Here is a 25061-nt window from a genome sequence, read left to right on the forward strand (position 1 = left end):
TATCCGTCATTCCAATGGAGGTACCCATGTCATTTTCCATCCAGTCGCTGATCGAATCACGTGTCTCAACCAATCACTATGACCCGAGCCGACAGCTATCCGACACCGAGATCGCCGAGCTGGTACGTCTGGCCACACGGGCGCCATCAGCCTACAACTTCCAGAACTGGAAGTTCATTGCTGTACGCACCCCAGAGGCCAAAGCCCGCCTGAAAGACGTATCCTACAGCCAGCACAAAGTCGTGGACGCCGCCGTGACATTCATTATCTGCGGCAAACTGGCAGCACATGAAGGGTTGCCTGAGGCCCTGAAACTCTCGGTTGAGGCTGGTATTTTTGATCAGTCGCTTGCTGATCGCTGGATCAGCATGGCCCAGTCATCACACCCAACCAACCCACAACTGCAACGTGACGAAGCCATTCGTTCCGCGTCTTTGGCAGCCATGACCCTGATGCTGGCAGCACAGGGTATGGGGCTCGCGACGTGCTCAATGAGTGGATTCGACGCTGCCGGTATTACACGTGAGTTTCAACTGGCAGACACCGAGATTCCAGTCATCCTGGTGACGGTTGGCTATGCTGCCGACGGCAATTGGCCGCAAAAACCTCGCAAGCTCGTAGAAGATGTCATCGAATTTGCATAAGCCGTATATCCTCATCGACAAGACGATGAGGCATGTAGCCATAGTTGAATTCAACCAGCCATCAACTGACTGGTCATAGCCACTTCACTACCATATGCCACATCCCGGGGGTTACCCGCGCCATTTCGTGGCGGGTAACACACCTGCCCCCGCTTCCCCTCATCTTCGATGCCGCCCCAGCCAGGGGGCTAGCAAGAGTCAGCAAAGCAACTGAGGCAAAGCAGGCCACCAGCTGACACAACGCAGTACCAAGCCTTTGTTAGCCACGCTTGTTTTCCCCTCATATCTAACCTGGCAAAAGAGCTACGTTTTTTACGTCCAACAATTGGATAGCTAAAAAACAGCTAGAAATGATTCTATATTTTTATTATTATGGAAATATGGAAAATAAAACTGCTGTCACACTACTTACCGCGCTCGCTCAGGAATCACGACTGTCCATCTTCCGCCTACTAGTCCAACATGGTCCGGAAGGATTACCGGCCGGCAAGATTGGTGAGCTACTGGGTATCCCGCCAGCGACCTTGTCGTTTCACCTCAAGGAACTGAGCCGAGCTGAGCTGGTTCTGGCCCGGCAGGCGGGACGATTTGTATTCTATTCAGTCAATTTTCCAACCATGAACGATTTGCTTGGTTTCCTGACCGAAAACTGTTGTGCCGGTTCGGCATGCGAAGTATCCGATCCGGGCTGTCAATCCTGCCTCTGATTGCAAAGGAGTCATCATGAAACGCCTGCATGTGCATGTTTCCGTCAAAGATCTATCGGAAAGCGTCCGCTTCTATCAAGGACTATTCGCCACCGAACCTACCGTATTGAAAACAGATTACGCCAAGTGGATGCTGGATGATCCGTGCGTCAATTTCGCCATTTCCACCCATTCAGCAGAAATCGGTCTGAACCATTTAGGCATCCAGGTAGAAAGCGATGAAGAATTGGCAGAAATCGAACAGCGTGTGTTGACTGCCGGTCTAATTGCCGTGCCGGAAAAAGGTGCGAACTGCTGTTATGCCCAATCAGACAAACAGTGGCTGACCGATCCACAAGGCATTACTTGGGAAGCATTTCACAGCACGGGTGAAATTGCCACCTACGGCGGTCAGCGTGACAGCAAGGGCGCATGCTGTGCCCCCGCCAGCAGTCCCAAGGTCAAGCTCGCTGAAGTCACCACCTGCAGTCCTGGTTCTGGCTGTTGCTGATTCCGTGTAGACCGACGTGTCACCGGTCTGCCAATTCGATTTGGACTCGATAAAATACAATGAACATCCTGATTCTCTGTACTGGTAATTCCTGCCGTTCGATTTTGGCTGAAGCAACCTTCAACGCCCTGGCGCCTGCAAACATTCGTGCGATCAGTGCTGGCAGCAAACCTGCTGGACATGTCCACCCACGTTCGCTCGCCCTATTGCAACGGGAAGGCATTCCAACCGAAGGTTTGCACAGCAAATCATGGGATCAGCTGTCAATCACGCCAGATATTGTCATCACGGTTTGCAGTAACGCGGATGGTGAGGCCTGCCCGGCTTACCTGGGTTCGGTACTACGTGCTCACTGGGGTGTGGCAGACCCGGCCCATGCCACAGGAACCGATGCCGACATTGACGCAGCCTTCATGCACACATATTGCACCTTGCGAACCCGCATCGAAGCTTTTCTGGCACTACCCCCAATGCTATTGAGCGACCCGGTTCAATTGAAATCAGAACTGGATCGGATTGGTTTGATTGGTACCTGATTCAACGTACTTCAGTATTTGCCTACACATGCCATGCCAATCGCATGGCATGTGATTTTCTGCTAGTTATCAACTGATTATGAGTGACCACAGATGGACTTGAAACGTCGTCTATTTGCCGAATGGCTAGGTACCGCGCTGTTACTGGCGATTATAGTGGGTTCGGGCATCATGGCTGAACGACTGGCTGGCGGCAACATTGCACTTGCTCTGCTGGCCAATGCACTCGCCACCGGTGCAGGCCTGGTGGCGTTGATCTTAACCTTTGGTGGTGTGTCTGATGCCCATTTCAATCCAGCCGTTACGCTCGCCATCGCTATCCAGCGCAAACTGAGCGTGCGCGAAGCATTGAGCTATATGCTGGCCCAAGTGATTGGTGCTTTCTGTGGCATTGCCACCGCCCATGGTATGTTTGGCGAACCTTTGTTCTTTGCATCACAACACATACGTAGTGGGCCCGCACAATGGTGGAGCGAGTTTGTCGCCACATTCGGTCTACTGGCCGTGATCCTAGGTTGCGCACGCCATCGACCGAATGCGGTTCCCTTTGCTGTTGCAACCTATATTATTGCTGCTTACTGGTTTACCGCCTCTACCTCATTTGCCAACCCCGCTGTTACCCTGGCCCGTGCCGCAACCGACACTTTTGCTGGCATTCGGCCCATCGACGCCCCAGGCTTTATTGCAGCGCAGCTGGTTGGTGCCGTTGTTGCCACATGGGTATTTGGCTGGCTTCTGCACGATGCCCCCTGATCTTAATCAAACGCAGCCAGCAAGTCTCGGCCACCTGAGGCAAAGCATGTCGCTGCAAGCAAGCGGTGCAGATAACATGAATTCATCTGAATAATGGACCCAACTGGCTTGACCGACCACCAGACCCAGTCTAGGCTTTGTTGACATCGATTCATTCCAACTGACAGTCAAACACACGCATGATCACCACCCGCACAGCCGAAGCCAGTGATATCTCCAACCTGCACACCTTCATTCTCACCCATGGCCCCAACGCCTGGAACTATCTGCCAGTAGAAGGTGTACGTGATCATCTCACGGCGATTGCGAGCGGTGAGGTGCAAGCTATCATGGCCGAAGAAGCTGGGCGTTTGGTTGGATTTGTTACCCTGATGGTATCCAGCCACCTTGCCCGTTATTTACGGGATAGCCCAAACCAGCAGCATGGCTATATCGGTGAAGCCGTTGTGGACCAAAGTCTGGCGGGGCGTGGAATCGGAAGCCGTTTGTTGCAATTGGCCGTGACAACCTTGCAACAACAAGGCTTGAAGACGATTTTCGTCGAACGACATGAAGAAAACCTGGGTTCCGCCGGCATGATGCGCAAAGCCGGGTTTGTGGAATGCGATACCTTCGATGACCCGGCACGCCGGCCCAATGGCTCGCGCCGCACGACAGTCTGCGTGTATGCGCCGCAAAGCCTGGGCCAGGGATAATCCACCGGAGTTGGCACCTGCCGTGCCAACGCTATGTGTTGCTTATCGACGGCCCAATGCCCCGCATCACACTGCACTCAACATGATGCTGGAATCAAATCCCACCCGCAGATTGCCCCACAAGCGTTTGTCGATATACACCGGCATGTCGATCTCGGTCATGATTTCACCGGTATCGCGCAGATAAGTATGCAATAGGAATGGCAGGGTATTGCGTGCCGCGCGCAAGCCTGCCTCATCAGCAAATATGCGCTTGTCCCGGCTGTTGACCAAGTCAGATTCCATATGACCGGTCGGCGGTTTCGAGTACCAGCTGTTATGTGTCGGCGCATAACCCTTGGTATCCACCAGTAACGCAAACTTGCCGCCGGGAATGGCACGCGCCAGTTGATCAAACTCAGGCTGAAAGGTGCGTGCAAACTGCTCATCATAAGCCGTGCGGTATTTCTGAGGGTTGGTACTGGTAATCGGCACATAACGCTGATCGAAGATGTCCACCCCACCTCGTTTCATTTCCCACATGCGCTCCACGATCTGGTCGCGGAAACGGGCTGTAGTCTGAATTGCTTTGTCGAACTCACCCACGCCCACCACAAATCGGCCAATCAACTCCTGCACCTCTTCAGAAGCAGCCACCAGATCATGGGTGGAGGTTTCTGAACGCGACATCTGATCCGACACCGCCATGGTCAGCTGATGGATTTCCGATACATTCTGGTTGGTTTCTGCATTGCCTGTTGCAATTTCCGACATGCGCTGTGCCATCTCCGTCAGGCTGCCTGCAGCGGTTTCAAAATCACCCACCATTTTGGCAAAGTGTTGAGATGACTTACCGACCACTTCCTGAGCAACCGCAGTGTCCTGTTTGATCTGGCCCGTCTGCTCCAAGGTTCGGTTCACTTGGTCAAGCATGGCATCAATATCGTTGGTGATGTCATCGGTTGCATTGCGCACCCGCTCCGCCAAACGGCGCACTTCATCGGATACCACCGCAAATCCACGCCCGGCTTCACCCGCACGAGCCGCTTCAATGGCGGCATTCAAGGCCAGCAGGTTGGTCTGATCTGAGATCTCCTTGATCAGGCCGACAATATTCTTGATCGAACTGCTGCGATCGTTCAATGCACCCACTGTGCTACTGAAGCTTTCAACCTTGTCGTTGATGGCAGTGATACGACCTACAAGGTCCAGCAACTCTTGATAAGAGTCATTCGCCACCACCATATTATCGTGCGTAGTATCAGCCAACGCTTGTGAGCGCAGATTGACATATTCAATACGCTCGGTTGTGGCGACACTGGACTGGTACACCTGCTGCGCAAGCTTATCCTGTGTATGCGCACTGATATTTGTATCGCGAATGTTCTTCAACGATTTGGCCGACTCCATCGAAATCTGCACGGTCATGCGGCGCACATTGCTGATGATGTCACGCAGTTTGGCCAGAAAGCGATTGTGCGCTTCCGACATCTCACGTAGCTCGTCGTAGGTCTTGACTGGAATATCCTTGGACAGGTCGCCTTCTCCCGCACCGATGTCATTGAAAATGGTGATGATCTCGCGAATCGGTCGCACAATCAGGTAACGCAGGTACCAGATCATGAAGGTGATGAAGCCTGCCGAGCACATGGTCAGTACCAGCACCAGCCGGACTGCCCCATCCAATTTGCCAACCAGCTTGTGCATCTGCTCTGCAGCCAAGCCAGATTGGCGCAAGGCTGCGGTGATATCGCTAGTGGTTGACCAGACTGCCCATAAAACCAGCAATTGGAACAAAATGACAAAGCTCAGGCTCATCAACTTGCGTGTCAGCGTGTAAAAAACACTGCGCTCCAGCCATTCGTAGGTCTGCCAGAACCCGTTCATGTATTTGTCTCCAGGAGAATCCACAATCAGCCACGAGCATGCCTGACGGCAACTATCAGGTAAAACAATACATTAGTGTTTGTTGATATTCGTCAACCAGTACACCCTGCGCGTATTTCGACGTACTTAGGTCAGGTTTCCCGAATCAGCATGTCGATCAGTTCGATCCAATGCAAGATAGGTGTCGATGTCACCTGTTGCAGGTGCATCATGCATCCTATATTAGCAGTCGCAATACATTGCGGCTGGCCCGCATGCAAGGCTTGCAGCTTGTTGGCCCGCAATTGGTCCGATAGTTCAGGCTGCAGCAGGGAATAGGTGCCTGCAGAACCGCAGCACAAATGCCCATCCACCACCTGGGTCAATTCAAAACCGGCATCCGTCAACAACTGCTCAACCAGCCCCACCAACTGTTGCCCATGCTGTAGCGAACAGGGTGCCTGTACCGCTACCCGCCGTACTGTTTGTGGCGGCTTCAGTAATGGCCGCAGCGAGGGCCAGACTTGCTGGATCAGCTCCACCAGATCTTTACTCATCAGGCTTAAACGTGCAGCCAATCCGGCATGGTGCGGATCATTGCGTAATTGCCAACCATAGTCTTTCAAATAGGCACTGCAACCACTTGCAGTACTGATCATGGCTTCTGCAGGACCTTGCAACTCAGTCATCCAGGTCTGAAGATTCCGCTGCATCCGGGTTTCAGCTTCGTCCGCATACCCCATATGGGCACTCAGTGCGCCACAACAGGCATGTGGCAGACGAATCGCACTGATCCCGGCGAGATCCAGGACACGCGCCGCAGCCGCATTAATAGCCGGAACCAATATCGGTTGTACGCATCCATCAAGTAACAATACCCTTCTCGGGTGGCGAGGCTCAGGCCAGCTTCCAGCCTCCCGGGCCAAGGGAACACGCCATTTCAACCGCCCAGGCAGCACCGGTCTGACCAGCCGTCCCAACCCCACAGCCAAGCCAAACCACGGGCCCTTCAATAGCCCGTCGTGCAACACGGCACGCCGAAATCGAACTTCCGGCCCCCGCTCCACCTGTCGTGCAACCAATTCACGCCCCAGCTCGGCCAGATGGCCATAACGTACGCCAGACGGGCAGGTTGTCTCACAGGCACGGCACATCAGACAACGATCCAGATGCAATTGCGTACTGGCAGTCACCGCCTTGCCTTCCAGCATCTGCTTGATCAGGTAGATGCGGCCACGTGGGCCATCGCGTTCATCCCCCAACAGCTGATAGGTTGGGCAGGTGGCATTGCAGAAACCACAATGTACACAGGCCTTGATCAACTCAGCCGCCTCAACCGCCTGGGCATCATGCTGGTAGGTGTCAGCCAGATCGGTATGCATAGCGCGTTACACCCCTGGGTACAATCGGCCTGGATTCAATACGCCCGCCGGATCAAAACGTTGTTTAAGCCGCCGATGTAGCGCCAATAAGGCCGTAGACGGCGGTGTAAATACCGGACAGGTTTCGCCCCCGTGCCGAAACAGGGTCGCATGCCCCCCCTGTTGAACCGCCCAACTACGCAATGCGCTGCCCTCATCGCTTACCACCCAGCGCAATGCGCTCCCCCACTCCAACAGACAATCGGCCTGGTCCGGCAGCCATGGTGCAGTAGCCGGCAGGCTCAACCGCCACAATGGTCGGTTACCGGTAAAAAACATATGGTGCTGGTGGCAAAGGGCAGACCAAATGGCATCGTCACTCGGCTCCCCGCCAAGTTGAAGCGATGCCGCCATCACTGCCGACTCGGCACCTGACAAACGCAACCACAATCGCCCCTGATGCCAAGCACTGGCGGAGATCGGTAATGGCTGGCCAGCCCAGCGATTCAGGTTGGTCAAAGCATCCAATGGGGTCATTTCCAGCACACGGGTTTGTTCAAAACGGGGGCGAGGCATCACCTTCAAGGTCACCTCAGTGAGAATGCCCAAGCACCCCATACTACCAACCAGCAGCCGGGAGACATCGTAGCCGGCCACATTCTTCATGATCTTGCCACCAAACTGCAGTGGCTGACCACGGCCATCCAGCATACTGACGCCCAAGGTGAAATCCCGGATGGCCCCCACATAAGCTCGTCGTGGCCCAGACAAACCGGCGGCCACCATCCCGCCGACCGTGGTGGCCTCAGTGAAGCAAGGTGGTTCAAATGCCAACATCTGATTGTGTTCAGCCAGCGTCGCCGCCAATTCGCTCAAACGGGTTCCGGTACGAGCTGTGATATAGAGCTCTGTCGGTTCATACTCGACAATACCTTGATATCCCGTCACATCCAGCGGTTGGCCTGCCACAGGCTCCCCGTAAAATTGCTTGCTGCCACCGCCATGGATCCTGATGGGTGTTCCACGCGCAGCTGCTTCACGCACGGAATCAATCAGCTGTTCAAGGATAGGATTAACTGTCATTCGGCCTCAGAAACGCGGCAGATCAGAATGTGGTAACTGGCCATGATGCACATGCATGGCGCCCAGCTCTGCACAACGATGCAATGTAGGCACCGCCTTGCCGGGGTTCAATAGCTCGTCTGGATCAAACGCATGCTTGATGTCGTGGAACAGGCCGAGCTCACGTACACCAAACTGGCCACACATGGCATCCAACTTTTCCACGCCCACGCCATGCTCACCGGTTACCGTGCCCCCCACCGCCACACATAAGGCCAGAATGGCGCTGCCAAAGGCCTCGGCCCGTGCCAACTCACCCGGCTTGGCAACATCGAACAAAATCAAAGGATGCAGGTTGCCGTCTCCGGCATGAAACACGTTCACGCAGCGCAGGCCATATGTCCGTGACAAGTCAGCAATCCGCGTTAACACCTGGGCAAGGGTTTTGCGAGGAATCGTGCCGTCCATGCAGTAATAGTCCGGGCTGATTCGGCCAACAGCTGGAAATGCCCCCTTCCGCCCGGCCCACAACCGTAGACGCTCGGCCTCGGTAGTCGATACCCGCAGACTGGTAGCGCCATAAGCTTGCAGCAAGGCTGACATCCGTTCGATGTCGTCACTTACTTCGGCCTCATTGCCATCGGCCTCACACAACAGGATCGCCGCGGCATCCGTCGGGTAACCGACATGCACAAACGCTTCTGCAGCCTGGGTAGCATCATGATCCATCATCTCCAGCCCAGCGGGGATGCTGCCTGCAGCAATCAATCCGGCCACTGCCTGCCCCGCTTGTTCTACCGACGCGAATGCAGCCAGAATCACCCGTGCCAGTTGAGGTTTGGGCAATAGACGTACCGTTACCTCTGTGACAATCCCCAGCAGCCCCTCCGAACCGATCATCAACGCCAGCAAGTCGAAACCGGGACTATCCAATGCCTCGCTGCCAATTTCCAGCACCTCGCCATCCATCAACACCACTCGTAGACGTAACACATTATTCACGGTCAGCCCATATTTCAGGCAATGCACTCCGCCCGAATTCTCGGCGACATTGCCGCCAATGGTGCAAGCGATCTGGCTTGATGGATCGGGTGCGTAATACAGCTGATGCACGGCCGCTGCTTGCGAAATCGCCAGATTGGTTACCCCAGGCTGCACAGTGGCGGTACGGGCCATGGCGTCCAGCGATGCGATACGATTCATACGCGCCATCGATAACAGTACACCATGTGCCAGTGGCAGGGCACCACCGGAGAGGCCAGTCCCCGCGCCCCGCGCCACCACCGGAACATGTGCTTCAGTGCAGCAACGCAAGATAGCCACGATGTCGGCTTCATTGGTCGGCATCAGTACCAATCCTGGCACACAACGATGTGTCGTCAGACTATCGCATTCAAAGGGCCGGGTATCTTCCGGGTCGTCCAGAATATCCAACCCGGGCACTGCCTGTCGGAGCTGACGGGCAAATGGTTGCAGATCAACGTGATGAAATCCAGTCATGGGTCAGACCAATGAAGGCAATAGGCCATCATAAGGTGAACCCATGCCAGCCGCAGCCACATTCGTTTTCAGCGCTATTTGGTAGCCCAGCGGTCCTCTATGTCTTTCAGCTTTTGCTGAACGTCAGGTGTTTCCAACGCCCGATTCAAATCATCCAGCAACTTGGCCATACCCGGCGTCCGCATGCCAATACCGATGCGAAACTCCGGTTGCTGAGGCGTCAACTCTGGCAAGGGCAGCATGACAAAGCGGTCTTTGGATCCATACAGGCGCAACTGTTCATTCAAGGTTGGCACATTGCCAATAAACAAGTCGGCCAGCCCCCGGTCAATGGCCCTGATCACATCCTGAGCACCATTCATCCATAGTAGCGGGAACTGCTGCAAGTTCTGTGCGCTCCAGCCATCCCCCCGATAGCTGGCTACCGAGAATCCTTCCAGATCCTGCAGTTTGTGAACCTGCTCAATCTCCTTCAGCCGCGGATTATTGACAGAGGCTAATAGCGCTAACTGGATACGATACATCGGTTTCCTGACAAACACCGCATAGTGACGACGAGCTTCGGTCTCCACCGTGTAGAACAGGTCAGCCTCCCCCACCTCCACCAGACGTTGTGCCCGTTTCCATGGATAGGTTTTGACCTCAAGCGGCAATCCCAGATGTCGGCCGATCAAGTACTCCACTTGCTCCACCAGCAAGCCACTGGGCTTGGGCCGGGCGGCATAACTCAAAGGAGGAAAATCTTCCATGAATACGGCACGTATTGGCTCCTTGCCCGCCACCTCTGCTGGCCAGACCACCCACATCACCCAACATAACAGCCAGCATAATATTGTCCGAATCGACACTTTCTCGCCTATCACACTACATAACGATACGTTCATGATAGACATCGACAGCTTTTTCGCCGGCGCTTCCTATCGCAAGCAGATGCATTCATTAGGAATTTCCCTTTTCTGACCACGCCTTCGGGGTTAATCCCAATTCAAGCAGTTGCTCGGGCAGTGTGTAATCGCGATCACACAAAGCCAATCGGTATCGTTAACACTGTATTTTTCGCAAATTCGTGTTTGCAATGCCTGGGCTATAACACCAAATATCGCGGGCGTCCCCCACATAGCCGCGCGTCGACGAGTCATTCTATTCCAAGGAAGAGCAACCATGGCCGAACTGCCACCCGACATCGATCCGCAAGAAACGAGCGAATGGCTCGAATCGCTCGATGCCGTCATTGAGAACGAAGGCGAAGAACGCGCGCATTTCCTGATCGAAAAGCTGATTGACGAAGCCCGCCAAAAAGGCGCGGACATTCCATACAGCGCCAATACCCAGTATGTGAACACCATCCCTGCCGGCAAGGAACCTGCCTTCCCAGGCGATACCACACTGGAACACAAGATTCGCGCCTATACTCGCTGGAATGCGATGGCCATGGTCGTTCGTGCCAACAAGGACACCAACGTCGGGGGGCACATTGCCTCCTTCGCATCGGCAGCCACCTTATATGATGTGGGCTACAACCACTTCTGGCATGCACCTTCTGACAGCCACGGTGGCGACCTGATCTTTGTTCAGGGACACTCTGCACCCGGCGTCTACTCCCGTGCATTCCTGCTGGGCCGTTTGAGCCAGGATCAAATGGACAGCTTCCGTCAGGAAGTCGGCGGCAAGGGGTTGTCATCCTACCCACATCCATGGCTGATGCCGGATTTCTGGCAATTCCCGACTGTATCGATGGGCCTAGGGCCGCTGATGGCCATCTATCAAGCCCGCTTCATGAAATACCTGCAAGACCGTGGCCATGCTCAAACGGAAGGCCGCAAGGTATGGGCATTCTGTGGCGATGGCGAGATGGACGAACCCGAGAGCCTGGGCGCCATCGGCATGGCCGGCCGCGAAAGGCTCGACAACCTGGTCTTCGTGATCAACTGCAACCTGCAACGTCTGGATGGCCCAGTGCGTGGTAATGGCAAGATCATCCAAGAACTGGAAGGTGATTTCCGTGGCGCTGGCTGGAATGTGATCAAGCTGATCTGGGGCACCAAATGGGATGCCCTGTTCGCGCGCGACAAGAAGGGCATCCTGTCAAAACGGATGATGGAAGTGGTTGATGGCGAATACCAGACCATGAAATCCAAGGACGGTGCTTATGTGCGCGAACACTTCTTCAACACCCCTGAACTGAAGGAGCTGGTCAAGGACTGGTCCGACAAGGATATCTGGGAATTGAACCGCGGTGGCCACGACCCCGCCAAGATTTACGCAGCATTCAAAGCAGCAACTGATTGCAAAGGCCAACCGACCGTCATCTTGGCCAAGACTGTCAAGGGTTACGGCATGGGCCATGCCGGTGAGGCGATGAACATCACCCACCAGCAGAAGAAGATGGATATCGACGCCATCCGCCAATTCCGCGATCGTTTCGACATCCCGGTACCAGATGACAAGCTGGAAGAAGTCCCCTACGTCAAGTTTGAAGAAGGCTCGAAAGAACTGGAGTACATGCGCGGTCACCGCATGGGCCTGGGGGGTTACCTGCCAGCCCGCCGCCAGAAGTCGCACTCGCTGGACGTGCCATCACTGTCTGCATTCGATGCACTATTGCAGGCATCCGGTGAAGGCCGCGAATACTCCACCACCATGGCCTTTGTCCGTATTCTGAATACACTGCTGAAAGACAAAGCCATCGGCAAATACGTGGTGCCAATCGTACCGGACGAATCCCGTACCTTTGGTATGGAAGGTATGTTCCGCCAGTTCGGCATCTGGAGCCAAGTTGGTCAGACCTACGTGCCACAGGATGCCGATCAGCTGATGTTCTACAAAGAATCGAAGAACGGTCAGATTCTGCAGGAAGGCATCAATGAACCAGGCGCAATGTGCGACTGGATCGCCGCAGGTACCAGCTACAGCACCCACGGTGTGCCAATGATTCCGTTCTACATCTATTATTCGATGTTCGGTTTCCAACGTGTAGGTGATTTGGCCTGGGCTGCTGGTGACATGCGTACCCGTGGCTTCCTGTTAGGTGGAACGGCTGGTCGTACCACACTGAACGGCGAAGGCCTACAGCATGAAGATGGCCACTCGCACCTGATCTCCGGCACCATCCCCAACTGTATCAGCTACGATCCGACATTCGGTTATGAAGTGGCGGTGATCGTACAGGACGGTTTGCGCCGCATGTATGCTGAACAGCAGGATGTGTATTACTACATCACCCTGATGAACGAAAACTATGCGCACCCTGCCATGCCAACCGGTGCCGAAGCAAACATCATCAAGGGTATGTACTCCTTCAAGAAGGGTGGCGACAGTGCTTTGCGTGTGCAATTGCTGGGCTCCGGAACCATCTTCAATGAAGTTATCGAAGCCGCCACATTGTTGAAGAACGATTGGGGTGTGGAAGCCGACCTATGGAGCTGCCCGAGCTTCACTGAACTGGCGCGCGATGGCATGGCCACCGACCGTTGGAACCTGCTGCATCCGACCGAAACCCAGCGTAAATCGCACGTTAAACAGTCCCTGCAAGATACGCAAGGCCCAATCATCGCTGCGACCGACTACATGCGCCTGTATGCCGAGCAGATCCGCGCCTATGTGCCGCGCAAATATGTCGTACTGGGCACCGATGGCTTTGGCCGTTCCGATACCCGTGAGCAACTGCGCCACTTCTTTGAAGTGAACCGCTACTTTGTGACCGTTGCGGCACTGAAGGCACTGGCGGACGAAGGCAAGCTGGATCGCGCCAAGGTACTGGAAGCCATGGTCAAATATGGACTGGATGCCGACAAGCCGGCACCGTGGACAGTGTAAGGGGCATGACGATATGACAATCGAACTCAAAGTCCCCGATATTGGTGGCTTTTCCGATGTGGCTGTGATTGAAGTCGCGGTCAAGGTTGGTGACACCATCAACCCAGACGACACCCTGATCACCCTGGAAACCGATAAAGCCACGATGGACGTACCCGCAACCGCAGGTGGCGTCGTCAAAGCCGTCAATGTAAAGGTGGGCGACAAAATTTCCGAAGGGTCGGTGATTGTGGTGGTGGAAGCAGCAGGTCAAGCAGCGCCGTCGCCCGTCGCTGCACCTGCACCTGCACCTGCACCTGCACCTGCACCTGCACCTGCACCCAGCGTAGCAGCGCCAGCGGCTGAAAGCAGCGTCATCGAAATCCGTGTTCCGGATATCGGTGGATTCAATGGCGTGGACGTGATTGATGTTGCCATCAAAGCCGGTGACACCATCAAGGTGGACGACACCTTGATCACGCTGGAAACCGACAAGGCCACCATGGATGTACCTTCTACCACCGCCGGCACCATCAAGAGCGTTGCCGTCAAGGTAGGTGACAAGGTATCGCAAGGCGATCTGGTGATCACCCTGGCTACCACCAGTAGTCCCGCTACGACAGCTACTCAAGCGACAACGCCAGCACCAGCTCCACAACCAGTGGCAGCCCCTTCACCAGCAAAAGCGGCTGCGGCGCCAGCACCCGTTGCAACCGCACCGTCCACCGGCAAGGTAGACGAGACAGGCTTCAAAGCAGCGTTCGCCAGCCCATCGGTTCGCAAGTTTGCACGTGAATTGGGCGCCGACCTGGGCAGAGTCAAGGGAAGCGGCCCTAAAGGCCGCATTCTGCAGGAAGACGTCAAAACCTTCGTGAAAGGTGTACTGACCTCGTCTGCAGCCCACGCGCCCGCTGCCGGTGGTTCTGGCGTTGGCTTGGACTTGTTGCCCTGGCCCAAGGTCGATTTTGCCAAGTTTGGCCCGATCGAGAATAAGCCGCTGTCGCGCATCAAGAAATTGTCTGGTGCCAATCTAGCGCGCAACTGGGTGATGATCCCACATGTTACCCAGTTCGACGAAGCCGATATCACCGAGATGGAAGCCTTCCGCAAGCAAATGGGTGATGAGCTGAAGAAACAGGATGTGAAGCTGACACCGCTTGCATTCCTGATCAAGGCCGTAGTTGCCGCATTGAAGAAATATCCAGAATTCAACGCCTCGCTTGATGGCGACAATCTGGTGTTGAAACAATATTTCCACATCGGTTTTGCTGCCGATACGCCGAATGGGCTGGTGGTTCCAGTCATCAAGGATGCCGATAAGAAATCCCTGATCCAACTGGCACAGGAATCCAGTGCGCTGGCCGCCAAAGCACGTGATGGCAAGCTATTGCCTACCGACATGCAAGGTGGTTGCTTCTCGATTTCCTCACTGGGTGGGGTCGGTGGTACAGCCTTCACACCAATCGTGAATGCGCCGGAAGTCGCCATCCTGGGCGTGTCCAAGTCGGCAATCAAGCCCGTTTGGAACGGCAGTGAGTTCGCCCCACGCCTGATGTTGCCGCTCAGCCTGAGCTATGACCACCGTGTGATCGACGGCGCTTCCGCTGCTCGCTTCACCACATATCTTGGCCAGGTATTGGGCGACATTCGCCGCCTGATGCTGTAACACTCGCCAGATCGGGCTTTAAGCCAACGCCCCGACTACACCGGGTACCCGTTGTGCAGTAAGCCCGGTCTTGCACCACCCTTTTCTTGAAGGATTGCTTGCATGAGCAATGTCATCGAACTCAAAGTCCCCGATATCGGTGGTTTCAACGATGTCGCCGTTATTGAGGTTGCCGTCAAGCCTGGCGATGCCATCAACGTAGACGATGCGTTGATCACCCTGGAAACCGATAAAGCCACCATGGATGTGCCTGCCACCGCCGCAGGCGTGATCAAGGCTGTTCAAATTAAAGTCGGCGATAAAGTCAGCGAAGGTAGCATCATCGTATCGCTGGAAGTCGCTACCAGTGCTGTACCCAGCCCTGTCGCCACGGCAACAGCACCCGCACCGACACTCGTAGCAGCTCCCATTGCAGCCAGCCACAGTGGTGGTGCCGATATCGAATGTGATGTGCTGGTGCTTGGTGCAGGCCCAGGTGGATATTCAGCTGCCTTCCGTTCTGCAGATCTGGGTCAGAAAACCATATTGGTTGAGCGTTACAGCACCTTGGGCGGCGTATGCCTTAATGTTGGCTGCATTCCCTCCAAAGCCTTGCTGCACAACGCCGCCGTGATTGATGAAGCCAAGCATCTGGCCGCAAACGGTATTGTATTTGGTGAACCCAAAATCGATCTGGACGGCTTGCGTGGCTACAAAGAAAAAGTGGTCAGCAAATTGACCACGGGCTTGAACGGCATGGCCAAGGCCCGCAAGGTGAAAGTCGTTCGCGGTGTTGGCCGTTTCATCGACCCACATCATCTGGAAGTCGAACTGACAACTGGCATGGGCCAGGACAAAACTGGCGAGAAAAAAGTCGTCAAATTCCAGAAAGCCATCATTGCCGCCGGCTCCCGCGTGGTAAAGCTGCCTTTTATCCCGGAAGATCCGCGGATCATCGATTCAACTGGCGCACTGGAACTGAAGCATATCCCAGGCAAGATGCTGATCGTTGGTGGTGGCATTATCGGTCTGGAAATGGGCACCGTATATTCAACCCTCGGTACCCGTCTGGATGTTGTCGAAATGCTTGATGGCTTGATGCAGGGCGCGGATCGCGATCTGGTCAAAGTCTGGCAGAAGATGAACGAACATCGTTTCGACCGCATCATGCTGAAAACCAAAACCGTTGCGGTTGAGGCCAAGCCAGATGGTATCTGGGTGACTTTCGAAGGTGAGAACGCGCCTGCCGAACCCCAACGTTACGACATGGTCTTGGTGGCTGCAGGCCGGGCACCCAATGGCAAGCAAATTGGCGCCGAAAACGCTGGTGTCGCAGTAACGGATCGCGGCTTCATCGACGTTGACAAGCAGATGCGCACCAATGTGCCGCACATCTTTGCCATTGGCGATCTGGTCGGCCAGCCCATGTTGGCACACAAAGCAGTTCATGAAGCCCATGTCGCCGCAGAAAATGCAGCTGGACATAAGGCTTTCTTCGATGCCCGGGTGATTCCATCTGTTGCCTATACCGATCCGGAAGTCGCTTGGGTTGGGCTGACGGAAGAACAAGCCAAAGCGCAAGGTATCAAGATCGGCAAATCCGTGTTCCCATGGGCCGCCTCTGGTCGTGCCATTGCCAATGGCCGGGACGAAGGCTTCACCAAGCTGATCTTCGATGAAGAAACGCATCGCATCGTGGGTGGCGGCATTGTCGGTACACACGCTGGCGACATGATTGGCGAGCTATGCCTAGCCATCGAAATGGGTTGCGATCCGACCGATATCGGCAAAACCATTCACCCACACCCAACGCTGGGTGAATCCATCGGCATGGCGGCCGAAGTATTTGAGGGTGTATGCACTGATCTGCCGCCGCAACGCAAGCGATAACAGCGTAGTACCCATTGCAGACCAGAACGGGCAAAGGCTTTGGCATTTGCCCGTTACCCCTTTAACATGCCGCACCCTTGTTGAGGCGTTTGCATGCCACCGATGACCCAACCCAACGAAACACTTGCCGCACCGAACGTTAAACGCTGGTACATGCGGCCACCCGTGTTTGCCGGGCTGATCGTCGGTCTGGCATTGATTGCTTCCGTCTTCATTCTCGTCTCACTCAAGGCTGGCCAGCAGTTGCTGGTGGGTTTGGTCGCCATCATTCTGGTCGCCATCACCGGCCTGACCATGTGGGCGTTGCGCCGCCATATTGGCGCCCGTGTTCAGGTGGAGTCCGAGCGGGATCACTTCTTCAACTTGTCACTGGATATGCTTGGCCTGATTGGTCTGGATGGTCAGTTCAAGCGTGTCAATCCAGCTTTTGAACGAATTCTGGGCTACAGCAGTGAAGAGTTACTGAACTCCACCTTCTTCAAATATGTTCATCCAGATGACATCGCCGCCACACGAGCAGAGACACGTAAGCTGTCCTCAGGCGAACCTTCGATCTACTTTGAAAACCGCTTTCGCTGCCAGGATGGCAGCTATAAATGGCTGGCCTGGGCCGTTAATCCGGAAATTCAGGAAGGCTTGATGTACGCGGTGGCGCGAGATGTCACGGACCGCAAAGCAGCTGAACAGGCGTTACGTGCCGAATCGTCCTTCCGCAAGGCAATGGAGGATTCGTTATCAACCGGTATGCGCGCCATCGATATGAACGCCTGTATCACCTACGTCAATCCGGCATTTTGTGAAATGACCGGATTTACAGAAGACGAGTTGGTGGGCAACGCACCACCCTACCCTTATTGGCCAGATCAAGGTTATGAGGCGCACCAGCACAATCTGGAGCTGACTTTTCAAGGTAAAGTTGACCGTGCTGGCTTTGAATTGATGCTACGTAGAAAAGATGGCCAACTAATCTATGTGCTATTCCATGTGTCACCACTGATTGATTCCGAAGGTCAACAAACCGGTTGGATGGCTGCGATGACCGATATCACGGAGCGACTACACGCAAGAGAAGCCTTGGAAGCCTCCCATGAACGCTTTGTTGCTGTCTTGGACGGCCTGGATGCTGCGGTGTTGGTTTCCGATATGGAAAATAACGCACTACTGTTCGTCAACGAACAATACAAAACCTTGTACGGAATCGACGCCGCGCCGGAAACCGTTTGTGACATCGACCAACGTCACCGTAGCCGCTGGCGCCGTCACGGCGCAGCATTTGATGTAGAAGAGCAGGATAGTGCCAGTAGCCGTTGGTACCACATTCGCAGCCGACCTATCAAATGGGTTGATGGTCGTACAGTGCGGATGGAGATCTCTACCGACGTGACCGAGCGTAAGGAAACCGAAGAATTGCACCGTCAGCAACTTGAACGTCTTCAAGCTACGTCCCGCCTGATCACCATGGGTGAAATGGCTTCCAGCCTTGCGCATGAACTGAATCAACCACTAGCCGCCATCACCAACTATTGCAATGGCTGCGTTACGCGCCTGCAGAACCCATCAGTCAAACCGACCGATTTGCTGCCCGCCATGGAAAAGGCCAGCTACCAAGCTGAACGAGCAGGCAAAATCATTCGCCGTATCCGTGAATTCGTCAAAACCAGCGAACCCAATCGCGAAACCTGTGAAATCTCAGACATTATCGAAGCATCCATCAGCTTCGCGGATATCGATGCCCGTAAACACAGCGTTAATATCACTTTGCATCTCGACGATGCGTTACCACGTGTCATTGCCGATCGCATCATGATCGAACAAGTCCTGGTCAACCTGGTACGTAACGCGATCGAAGCCATGCATGCCACCGCATTGAATGATCGCAATCTGCTGGTACGAGTCATCAAACTCCATAACGCCACACTCGAAGTTGCTGTTATCGACCGCGGCCATGGCATCGCCCCCGATAAAAAAGAACGATTGTTTGAACCCTTCTTCACCACCAAACCACAAGGCATGGGAATGGGCCTCAATATCTGTCGTTCCATCATCGAATTCCACCAAGGCCAGCTCTGGGTTGAAGACAACCCAGAAGGCGGGACTATCTTCCGCTTCACTCTCCCTACCGCTGCCTGAACAGTCCGGGTAGAATACGTAATCAGAATATTGTAACTTTAATACAGACAAAGGAGACGTCGCATGGAACAAGCCACCGTTTTTGTCGTCGATGATGACGAAGCGATGCGCGATTCGCTGACCTGGCTCCTCGAATCCAAAAACCTCAAAGTCGCATGCTATGCATCTGGCGAAGACTTTATCGCCGCTTATAACCCCGGCACCCACGGCTGTCTTGTGGTTGACGTCCGCATGCCAGGAATGAGCGGCACCGAGTTACATGAAAAGTTGAAAGAACTGAACTACGACATCCCCGTGATTTTCATCACGGGCCACGGAGACGTTCCCATGGCAGTTCGAGCCGTCAAACGCGGGGCAGTCGACTTCCTCGAAAAACCCTTCAACGATCGCGATCTGCTGAACACAATCGAACAAAGCCTGGAACAAGACCGAACCAATCGCGATCGCAAAGCACAAAACTCCCAGGCAGCGAATCGCCTAGCCAGTTTAACTGCGCGCGAACGTGAAGTCATGGACTTGGTCTGTGCAGGGAAGCTGAATAAGATTATCGCCGACGAACTCGGCATTAGCATCAAAACCGTCGAAGCACACCGTGCCAAAGTAATGGAAAAAGTGGGGGTGCACTCGGTGGCAGAATTGGTGCAGATTGTGATGGCTAGCAAACATTAACAGTAACGCGTATACCCCCAATAAAATTACTAGCAACAAATCAAATTATTGGGGTTAAATAAATCAGCACTTTACCACTCTATACAGACAGCAATATCGTATTTAAAGTAGCTTATTTCAAAATCAGTACATAACCAGCCCCAATGGAGTGTATGTGCGAGTATTGGTAACCGCCACTTCTTATCCTAAAAATCATTCAGATTGGCAGGGTATTTTCATACGGAATCAGGTTGCTAGTTTAGCACAACTCCCTGAGACGGAAATTCGCTTGCTCGCTCCGCCCGGCGAATTACCTATAGGTGTTAAATCTGTTACACCTACCGAAGATAGCAAATGGTTAGATAGCCTACTGCAAAATGGCGGCATTGCCTCGTTACTTCGGAATCACCCTATTCGTGGGCTATATGCTGGTCTAAAGTTAATTCAAATTTTCAAACGGGGATATCATAATAATCGTGATGTTGACATTGTCCATGCGAATTGGCTACAAACATCCATACCACTTCAAGGAACGATTACCCCCTTATTAACGACAGTGCTTGGCAGTGACCTCAAGTTAATTCAAAATCCACTGATAAGAAAGATCTTACGAACACGCTTTCAAGAGCGAAAAACAATCATTGCACCAAATGCGGAATGGATGATTCCTACATTACAACAATACTTCTCTGATGTAGCAGAAATTGTTGCAGTCCCTTTTGGTATTGATTCAACTTGGTATCAGTTAACACGAACCTATACAGCAACAGCACCTCATAAATGGCTCTTGGTTTCTCGTTTGACAAAAAAGAAAATAGGACCCCTATTATCATGGGGGGAACACATTTTCCATGGTGACAACCAACTTCATATTTTAGGTCCTATGCAGGAACCTATTGAGCTACCATCATGGGTTTATTACCATGGACCAACACACCCGAAAGCCCTACAGGAAGATTGGTTTCCACAAGCGGCTGGTTTAGTTACGCTAAGTCAACATGATGAAGGACGACCGCAAGTTATGCTTGAGGCAATGGCATCTGGTTTACCCATTATTGCTTCAAATATCCCAGCACATCGTAATTTCATTATAGATGACAATACCGGTGTCTTGGTAGAGACAGCCGATCAGTTTGCAATAGCTGTTCGTAATCTATCAAACAAAGAGATTAATTCTCATATTAGTCAACAGGCCAAATCATGGGCAATGCAATCAATTGGAACTTGGCAAGACTGTGCCCAGCGATATCATTTCCTCTATAAAAAACTATTGAGCACATCGTGAAGAAAGCAAAAATACTCGTTTTAGGCGGTAGTGGCTTTGTTGGACAAGCCACTATTCCTTCTTTATTAGCTTCTGGTCACGAGGTATCGGTGATATCCAGATCAATTCTTAAACCACCGCAACTCGATGGTACAAATTACTTCTCCAGCTCCTTGGAGCAGAAACAAATATTACAAGCCTTACTTCCCACAACCGAATTTGTCTTACACTTCGCGTCAGCATCAACACCAAGTGTTTCTGCATTGGATCCAACATTTGAGGCACTTCACAATATCACACCAACAGCACAGCTCTTGGAAACACTACAAAGTTATCCAAATATCCATTTGATCTATCTATCTTCAGGTGGAACAATATATGGCGACCCAGGACCAGGATTAATTGATGAGAATGTCCCGTCCAAGCCGCTATCTTACTACGGTGCAGGCAAAGCATGTATAGAGAACCTACTTACTGCATACAGCAATCAAACCAAAAATGTTGTAACTATTATCCGCCCAGCAAATCTTTATGGCCCAAATCAACCTTTACGGTCGGGCTTCGGTATCATTCCTACAGTCATGCAAAAACTCCGCGATGACAGCAGATTAGACATATGGGGTAAAGGAGATACAATTCGTGATTATTTATACATAGATGACTTTTCCTCTTTAATTCAATGCTGCCTGAAACACCCTCCATCAGATATCCTCAATATATACAATGCAGGAACTCAAGTTGGCACCGATGTAAATAAAGTCTGCAGCCTTCTCGAAGGGATAAGCGGAAAATTAATTTCGAAACAGTATCATGAAAAAAGATCAGTTGATGTTCAATCAATAATATTGAATAGCCAGAAAGCTAGAACCAATCTAAGCTGGCAAGCACATACGACCATAGAGCATGGTCTAGAAAAGACATGGAAATGGTTCAATACCCAAATAAAATGAATATCACTCGCCAACTGAAGAAAATTTCGAATTTCTTAATTAACACCCCAATACATCCACAATGGCTACTTGCCAGGCATGATAAATATCTTCTTTCCGAAATTGGAAAAAAATCCAATGGTATTATTGTCGACATTGGGGCCGGAAAACAAAAAATACTAAACCACATTACCAGCAAGTCGGCTTATATACCAATTGATTATTACACAACTTCTATTGGTTGGTATCAACACCAGCCGGCCATATATGCAACAGCGGAAGCTTTACCGTTGCAAGACAGCACTGCAGATATAGTATTACTTCTAGATGTATTAGAGCATTTACCCAACCCGGAATTAAGTTTACTAGAAATTAAGAGGATTCTCAAACCGACAGGAACTGCAATAATTAAAGTTCCTTTCATGTATCCCATTCATGATGCCCCTTATGACTTTTCTAGATTTACCGAGCACGGACTATTACGACGAATCAATCAAGCAGGCCTAGAATGCGATAAGATTACATGGCTAGGCACACCAATTGAAACAGGATCACTATTAATAAATATTGCTCTCGCCAAGTCACTAGCAGATGCAATTCAAGAAAAATCCTGGCTAACCTTACTAAATCTCGCATTCGCACTATTAATACTACCATTCAATTTACTGGGCCTCATCGGCAGTATCATGAGAACCAGAAAATCGGATTGGATGCCACATACATACATCATTCAACTAAAAAAATGCAGCTAAGACATCTCTGCACGAATCTGGTTTTCGGTAAACTAGCAGCCTCCCGCCTTTCGAGAGCGTTCTACCATGCAAGCATCGGGTCAACTGAGTTTCAGCGGCATCGAGTACGCTGGCAAAAAGAAAAAGACACGGCGTGAGCTGTTTCTGCCCCCCCCCCGAGTTCGACACTCTTCGCCGTCCATTTTCATATTTAAGGCCTGTTTTCCAATAAAAACAGAGAGTTTGCATTTCCCACCTACTTGACGCTGTAGTGACACGAAATTTTTCAGTACGTATTGAAAATCGCTTTATTGCTGACCTACAGTGGTGACATGTTCGTGAAGATCACTACCTCCGGCCCGCGCTGTTACGTCAAGCTCGTCGAAGCCTACCGGGATGCCGCTGGCGTCTCACGTCAGCGGGTGATCGCCACGCTCGGGCGCTTGGAATCGGTGCGGGCGGGGGAAGCCGATTCGCTGGTCAATGGCCTCTTACGCGCCGCTGGCAAGCCGACGATGGCGGTAGAAGTCAAGCCAGTTGTCGCATTTAAGGAGTAAGGTTTTGTCTAGGTGGCCGTTGTTGCCCTAGGTTTGTCCTTATCTGGGTTGAGATGGACTTCATCGATATAGGTCCAGTCACGCGTCTGTTTGGCCCAGCGCAATGGGTTGGGTTGGCTTGGCGTGCTCGGGTATACACCTCGTGACGCTGGGTCAGTAAGGTTCGGTCGTTCCCGGCGTGGCGTTGTGAGGGGGTGACAAAGCCGATGGCGCTATGCCGATGGTTGTCGTTATACCAAGCCTCAAACTCAGCCACCCAGCGGCGAGCCTGCACAACATCCATAAAGGGCTCAGCGGGGAATTGTGGGCGGTACTTCAAGGTTTTGAACAAGGATTCTGAATAGGGGTTGTCATTGCTTACCGCTGGGCGCGAGCGGGAGTGTGCGACGCCCAGCGTTTGCAGGGTCGCCCGCATGATTTCACCCTTCATGGGGGCGCCATTGTCGGCGTGCAAGGTCGGTTGATCCTTGCGGATGCCTTCACGGACACAGATGTCTTGCAGCAATTGGCTAGCTAAATCCGCACGTTCGGATTCAAATACCTGCCAGCCCACCAGAGTTCAACAGCTATCAGCGCAAGTTATTGATTAATAACGACCGAAACTTCAGACGTGCCCCTACAACAGGGTCAATTGTTCGGTTTTGTCTGGTTTTTTGATACCTAACGCAGCCAGCAGGGTGGCCTGTTCCTGTTCAACGGTGGTGATACCCGTTACCGCCGGTGCCTGACCAATCCTGGCGCGGTGATGCTGGATGCGGCGCAGCAGAGCAAGCGCGCTTTCCGGCGATGTTTCCTGCTGACTGGCGCGCAAGCGCAGCCGCATCACCCGGTACAAAACCAAGGCCATGAAACAGATCATGGCATGCGCGCGGATGCGATCCGGCAGCCGGTGATAGATCGGGCCGATTTCGATGGTCGACTTGAGCACGCGGAAGCCGCGTTCGATATCGGCCAGCGCTTTGTAGCGCTCGATTACCTGTACCGGTGCCAGATCAGCGGCGTTGGTGACCAGCAGCAGCTTGCCGTCCATCAGCCGGGCATGCGCCAACGCCCGTTCGTCGAGGTGGTAGCAGAACAGCTCGCTGTGGAGGTCGACCCGGATGATGCGCGCCAGATGGGCATCGCACACCGCATGGTAGAAGCGCGCTCGCGCGCCACCATCCGACAGCTGGCGGCCGCGACGGCGCTGGCCGGCCTCTTGGGCATCGAGCTTGCCGGCCCATTCGGCCGCCTGCCGTTCCAGTTCGGCGAGGGTGCGGTCGCGTTGCGTGCCTTGCTCGGTGGCCGTGTCTGGGTGGTGTGCGACGATCAGCCGCAGGCCGTCCCAGTCGAGTTCGCCGGTGACTTCTTGGGTGGCGTCCCGGCAGTGCGCCTGTTGAAACGGCGCCAGCCGCTCGGCGAAGTCGGCATAGCGCCGCCCCGGCACCGCCAGGATGAACTCCAGCGGTTACCCGCTGGGCAGCGTGATCACCTGCAACTCGGCCAGGTTGTCGGTGGACAACAGGCCGCGATCGGCCACCGCAATCACGCGCCGGATCGGGAAGCGCTGGAGCACCTGCTCGATGGTCGGCTTGAGCGTGGTGACTTCGGCGGTGTTGCCGTCGAACACCGCGTGGTAGAGCGGGATGCCGTCGGCGGTCTGCACCACACCGAGCAGGAACTGGCGGGCGATCAGGCCTTCCTTGGCCAGGCCGAACTGGCGCACGTCGCCGTCCTGCTGGGACAGGCCGGCGGCACGGAGGGTGGTCAGGTCGTAGAACACCACTGTCAAGTCTTGATCGAGCAGTGGGCGCAGCAACTCGGCCACCACCTCGTCAACGGCATCGGCCTGCTCGACCAGTACATCCATCGCACGCAGCAGGTGCTGATGCTCGACGGC

At 53.4% G+C, this 25061-nt stretch carries 21 protein-coding genes and 2 pseudogenes; 16 read left to right on the plus strand and 7 right to left on the minus strand.

Features of this window, described 5'->3' with window-relative positions; translation table 11 throughout:
- The first annotated feature begins 26 nt into the window (after nt 1–26).
- From FFS57_RS05295 to FFS57_RS05320, 6 genes are all read left to right on the plus strand, one after another.
- Nucleotides 27–644 carry a nitroreductase family protein gene (locus tag FFS57_RS05295; protein ID WP_137936715.1) on the plus strand — a complete coding sequence of 206 codons (618 nt, stop codon included), beginning with the start codon at nt 27–29 and terminating at the stop codon, nt 642–644.
- A 380-nt stretch (nt 645–1024) separates the two neighbouring features.
- Complete coding sequence (locus FFS57_RS05300) at nt 1025–1351, plus strand: ArsR/SmtB family transcription factor (protein ID WP_137936716.1); 327 nt, start codon at nt 1025–1027, stop codon at nt 1349–1351.
- 16 nt (nt 1352–1367) lie between these two features.
- Entirely contained in the window at nt 1368–1841 is a 474-nt protein-coding gene (locus FFS57_RS05305; protein WP_137936717.1) for an ArsI/CadI family heavy metal resistance metalloenzyme, read from the plus strand.
- 59 nt (nt 1842–1900) lie between these two features.
- Entirely contained in the window at nt 1901–2377 is a 477-nt protein-coding gene (locus FFS57_RS05310; RefSeq protein WP_137936718.1) for an arsenate reductase ArsC, read from the plus strand.
- Between the two features lie 93 nt (nt 2378–2470).
- Nucleotides 2471–3130, plus strand: coding sequence for an MIP/aquaporin family protein (locus FFS57_RS05315; RefSeq protein WP_137936719.1), 660 nt, complete (start codon nt 2471–2473; stop codon nt 3128–3130).
- A gap of 179 nt (nt 3131–3309) precedes the next feature.
- Nucleotides 3310–3825 (plus strand): GNAT family N-acetyltransferase, encoded by a 516-nt coding sequence (locus FFS57_RS05320; protein WP_137936720.1) that lies wholly within the window; start codon nt 3310–3312, stop codon nt 3823–3825.
- Nucleotides 3826–3891: 66 nt separating this feature from the next.
- Here the strand turns inward: FFS57_RS05320 and FFS57_RS05325 are convergent, their stop codons facing one another.
- From FFS57_RS05325 to FFS57_RS05345, 5 genes are all read right to left on the minus strand, one after another.
- Nucleotides 3892–5691: a methyl-accepting chemotaxis protein gene (locus tag FFS57_RS05325; RefSeq protein ID WP_137936721.1), complete on the minus strand. Its 1800-nt coding sequence runs from the start codon at nt 5689–5691 to the stop codon at nt 3892–3894.
- A gap of 131 nt (nt 5692–5822) precedes the next feature.
- Entirely contained in the window at nt 5823–7052 is a 1230-nt protein-coding gene (glcF, locus tag FFS57_RS05330) for a glycolate oxidase subunit GlcF (protein ID WP_137936722.1), read from the minus strand.
- Nucleotides 7053–7058: 6 nt separating this feature from the next.
- Nucleotides 7059–8114, minus strand: a complete 1056-nt coding sequence (glcE, locus tag FFS57_RS05335) for a glycolate oxidase subunit GlcE (RefSeq protein ID WP_137936723.1) — start codon at nt 8112–8114, stop codon at nt 7059–7061.
- A 6-nt stretch (nt 8115–8120) separates the two neighbouring features.
- Nucleotides 8121–9593 carry an FAD-linked oxidase C-terminal domain-containing protein gene (locus FFS57_RS05340; protein WP_137936724.1) on the minus strand — a complete coding sequence of 491 codons (1473 nt, stop codon included), beginning with the start codon at nt 9591–9593 and terminating at the stop codon, nt 8121–8123.
- A gap of 74 nt (nt 9594–9667) precedes the next feature.
- Complete coding sequence (locus tag FFS57_RS05345) at nt 9668–10342, minus strand: substrate-binding periplasmic protein (protein ID WP_171013640.1); 675 nt, start codon at nt 10340–10342, stop codon at nt 9668–9670.
- On the opposite strand from FFS57_RS05345, the gene FFS57_RS25135 reads away from it, so the two are divergent.
- The 10 genes and pseudogenes from FFS57_RS25135 to FFS57_RS05390 form a co-directional block, all read left to right on the plus strand.
- Nucleotides 10341–10553, plus strand: a complete 213-nt coding sequence (locus FFS57_RS25135; protein ID WP_171013642.1) for a hypothetical protein — start codon at nt 10341–10343, stop codon at nt 10551–10553. The genes FFS57_RS05345 and FFS57_RS25135 overlap by 2 nt on opposite strands.
- 201 nt (nt 10554–10754) lie before the next feature.
- Nucleotides 10755–13409, plus strand: a complete 2655-nt coding sequence (aceE, locus tag FFS57_RS05350) for a pyruvate dehydrogenase (acetyl-transferring), homodimeric type (RefSeq protein ID WP_137936726.1) — start codon at nt 10755–10757, stop codon at nt 13407–13409.
- Between the two features lie 13 nt (nt 13410–13422).
- Entirely contained in the window at nt 13423–15054 is a 1632-nt protein-coding gene (gene aceF, locus FFS57_RS05355; RefSeq protein ID WP_137936727.1) for a dihydrolipoyllysine-residue acetyltransferase, read from the plus strand.
- Between the two features lie 102 nt (nt 15055–15156).
- On the plus strand, nt 15157–16923 hold the full coding sequence (lpdA, locus tag FFS57_RS05360; RefSeq protein ID WP_137936728.1) for a dihydrolipoyl dehydrogenase: 1767 nt from the start codon (nt 15157–15159) through the stop codon (nt 16921–16923).
- 93 nt (nt 16924–17016) lie between these two features.
- Nucleotides 17017–19053 carry a PAS domain-containing sensor histidine kinase gene (locus tag FFS57_RS05365; protein ID WP_137936729.1) on the plus strand — a complete coding sequence of 679 codons (2037 nt, stop codon included), beginning with the start codon at nt 17017–17019 and terminating at the stop codon, nt 19051–19053.
- 63 nt (nt 19054–19116) lie between these two features.
- Nucleotides 19117–19722 (plus strand): response regulator transcription factor, encoded by a 606-nt coding sequence (locus tag FFS57_RS05370; protein WP_137936730.1) that lies wholly within the window; start codon nt 19117–19119, stop codon nt 19720–19722.
- Between the two features lie 154 nt (nt 19723–19876).
- A complete protein-coding gene (locus FFS57_RS05375) occupies nt 19877–20986 on the plus strand; it encodes a glycosyltransferase family 4 protein (protein WP_137936731.1) in 1110 nt (369 codons plus the stop codon).
- On the plus strand, nt 20983–21915 hold the full coding sequence (locus tag FFS57_RS05380) for an NAD-dependent epimerase/dehydratase family protein (RefSeq protein WP_171013644.1): 933 nt from the start codon (nt 20983–20985) through the stop codon (nt 21913–21915). Before FFS57_RS05375 ends, FFS57_RS05380 begins: the two co-directional genes overlap by 4 nt.
- Complete coding sequence (locus FFS57_RS05385) at nt 21885–22646, plus strand: class I SAM-dependent methyltransferase (protein WP_137936733.1); 762 nt, start codon at nt 21885–21887, stop codon at nt 22644–22646. The genes FFS57_RS05380 and FFS57_RS05385 overlap by 31 nt, the downstream gene beginning before the upstream one ends.
- 311 nt (nt 22647–22957) lie before the next feature.
- Nucleotides 22958–23137 (plus strand): annotated as a pseudogene (locus FFS57_RS05390) (IS1634 family transposase N-terminal domain-related protein); the annotation flags it as partial.
- 34 nt (nt 23138–23171) lie between these two features.
- Here the strand turns inward: FFS57_RS05390 and FFS57_RS05395 are convergent.
- Both FFS57_RS05395 and FFS57_RS05400 read right to left on the minus strand, forming a co-directional pair.
- Nucleotides 23172–23735: an integrase core domain-containing protein gene (locus tag FFS57_RS05395; protein ID WP_171013646.1), complete on the minus strand. Its 564-nt coding sequence runs from the start codon at nt 23733–23735 to the stop codon at nt 23172–23174.
- 63 nt (nt 23736–23798) lie between these two features.
- Nucleotides 23799–25061, minus strand: a pseudogene (locus FFS57_RS05400) (IS1634 family transposase); the annotation flags it as partial.

Origin of the sequence: Chitinivorax sp. B (assembly GCF_005503445.1) — a bacterium.
Taxonomy (GTDB): Bacteria; Pseudomonadota; Gammaproteobacteria; order Burkholderiales; family SCOH01; genus Chitinivorax.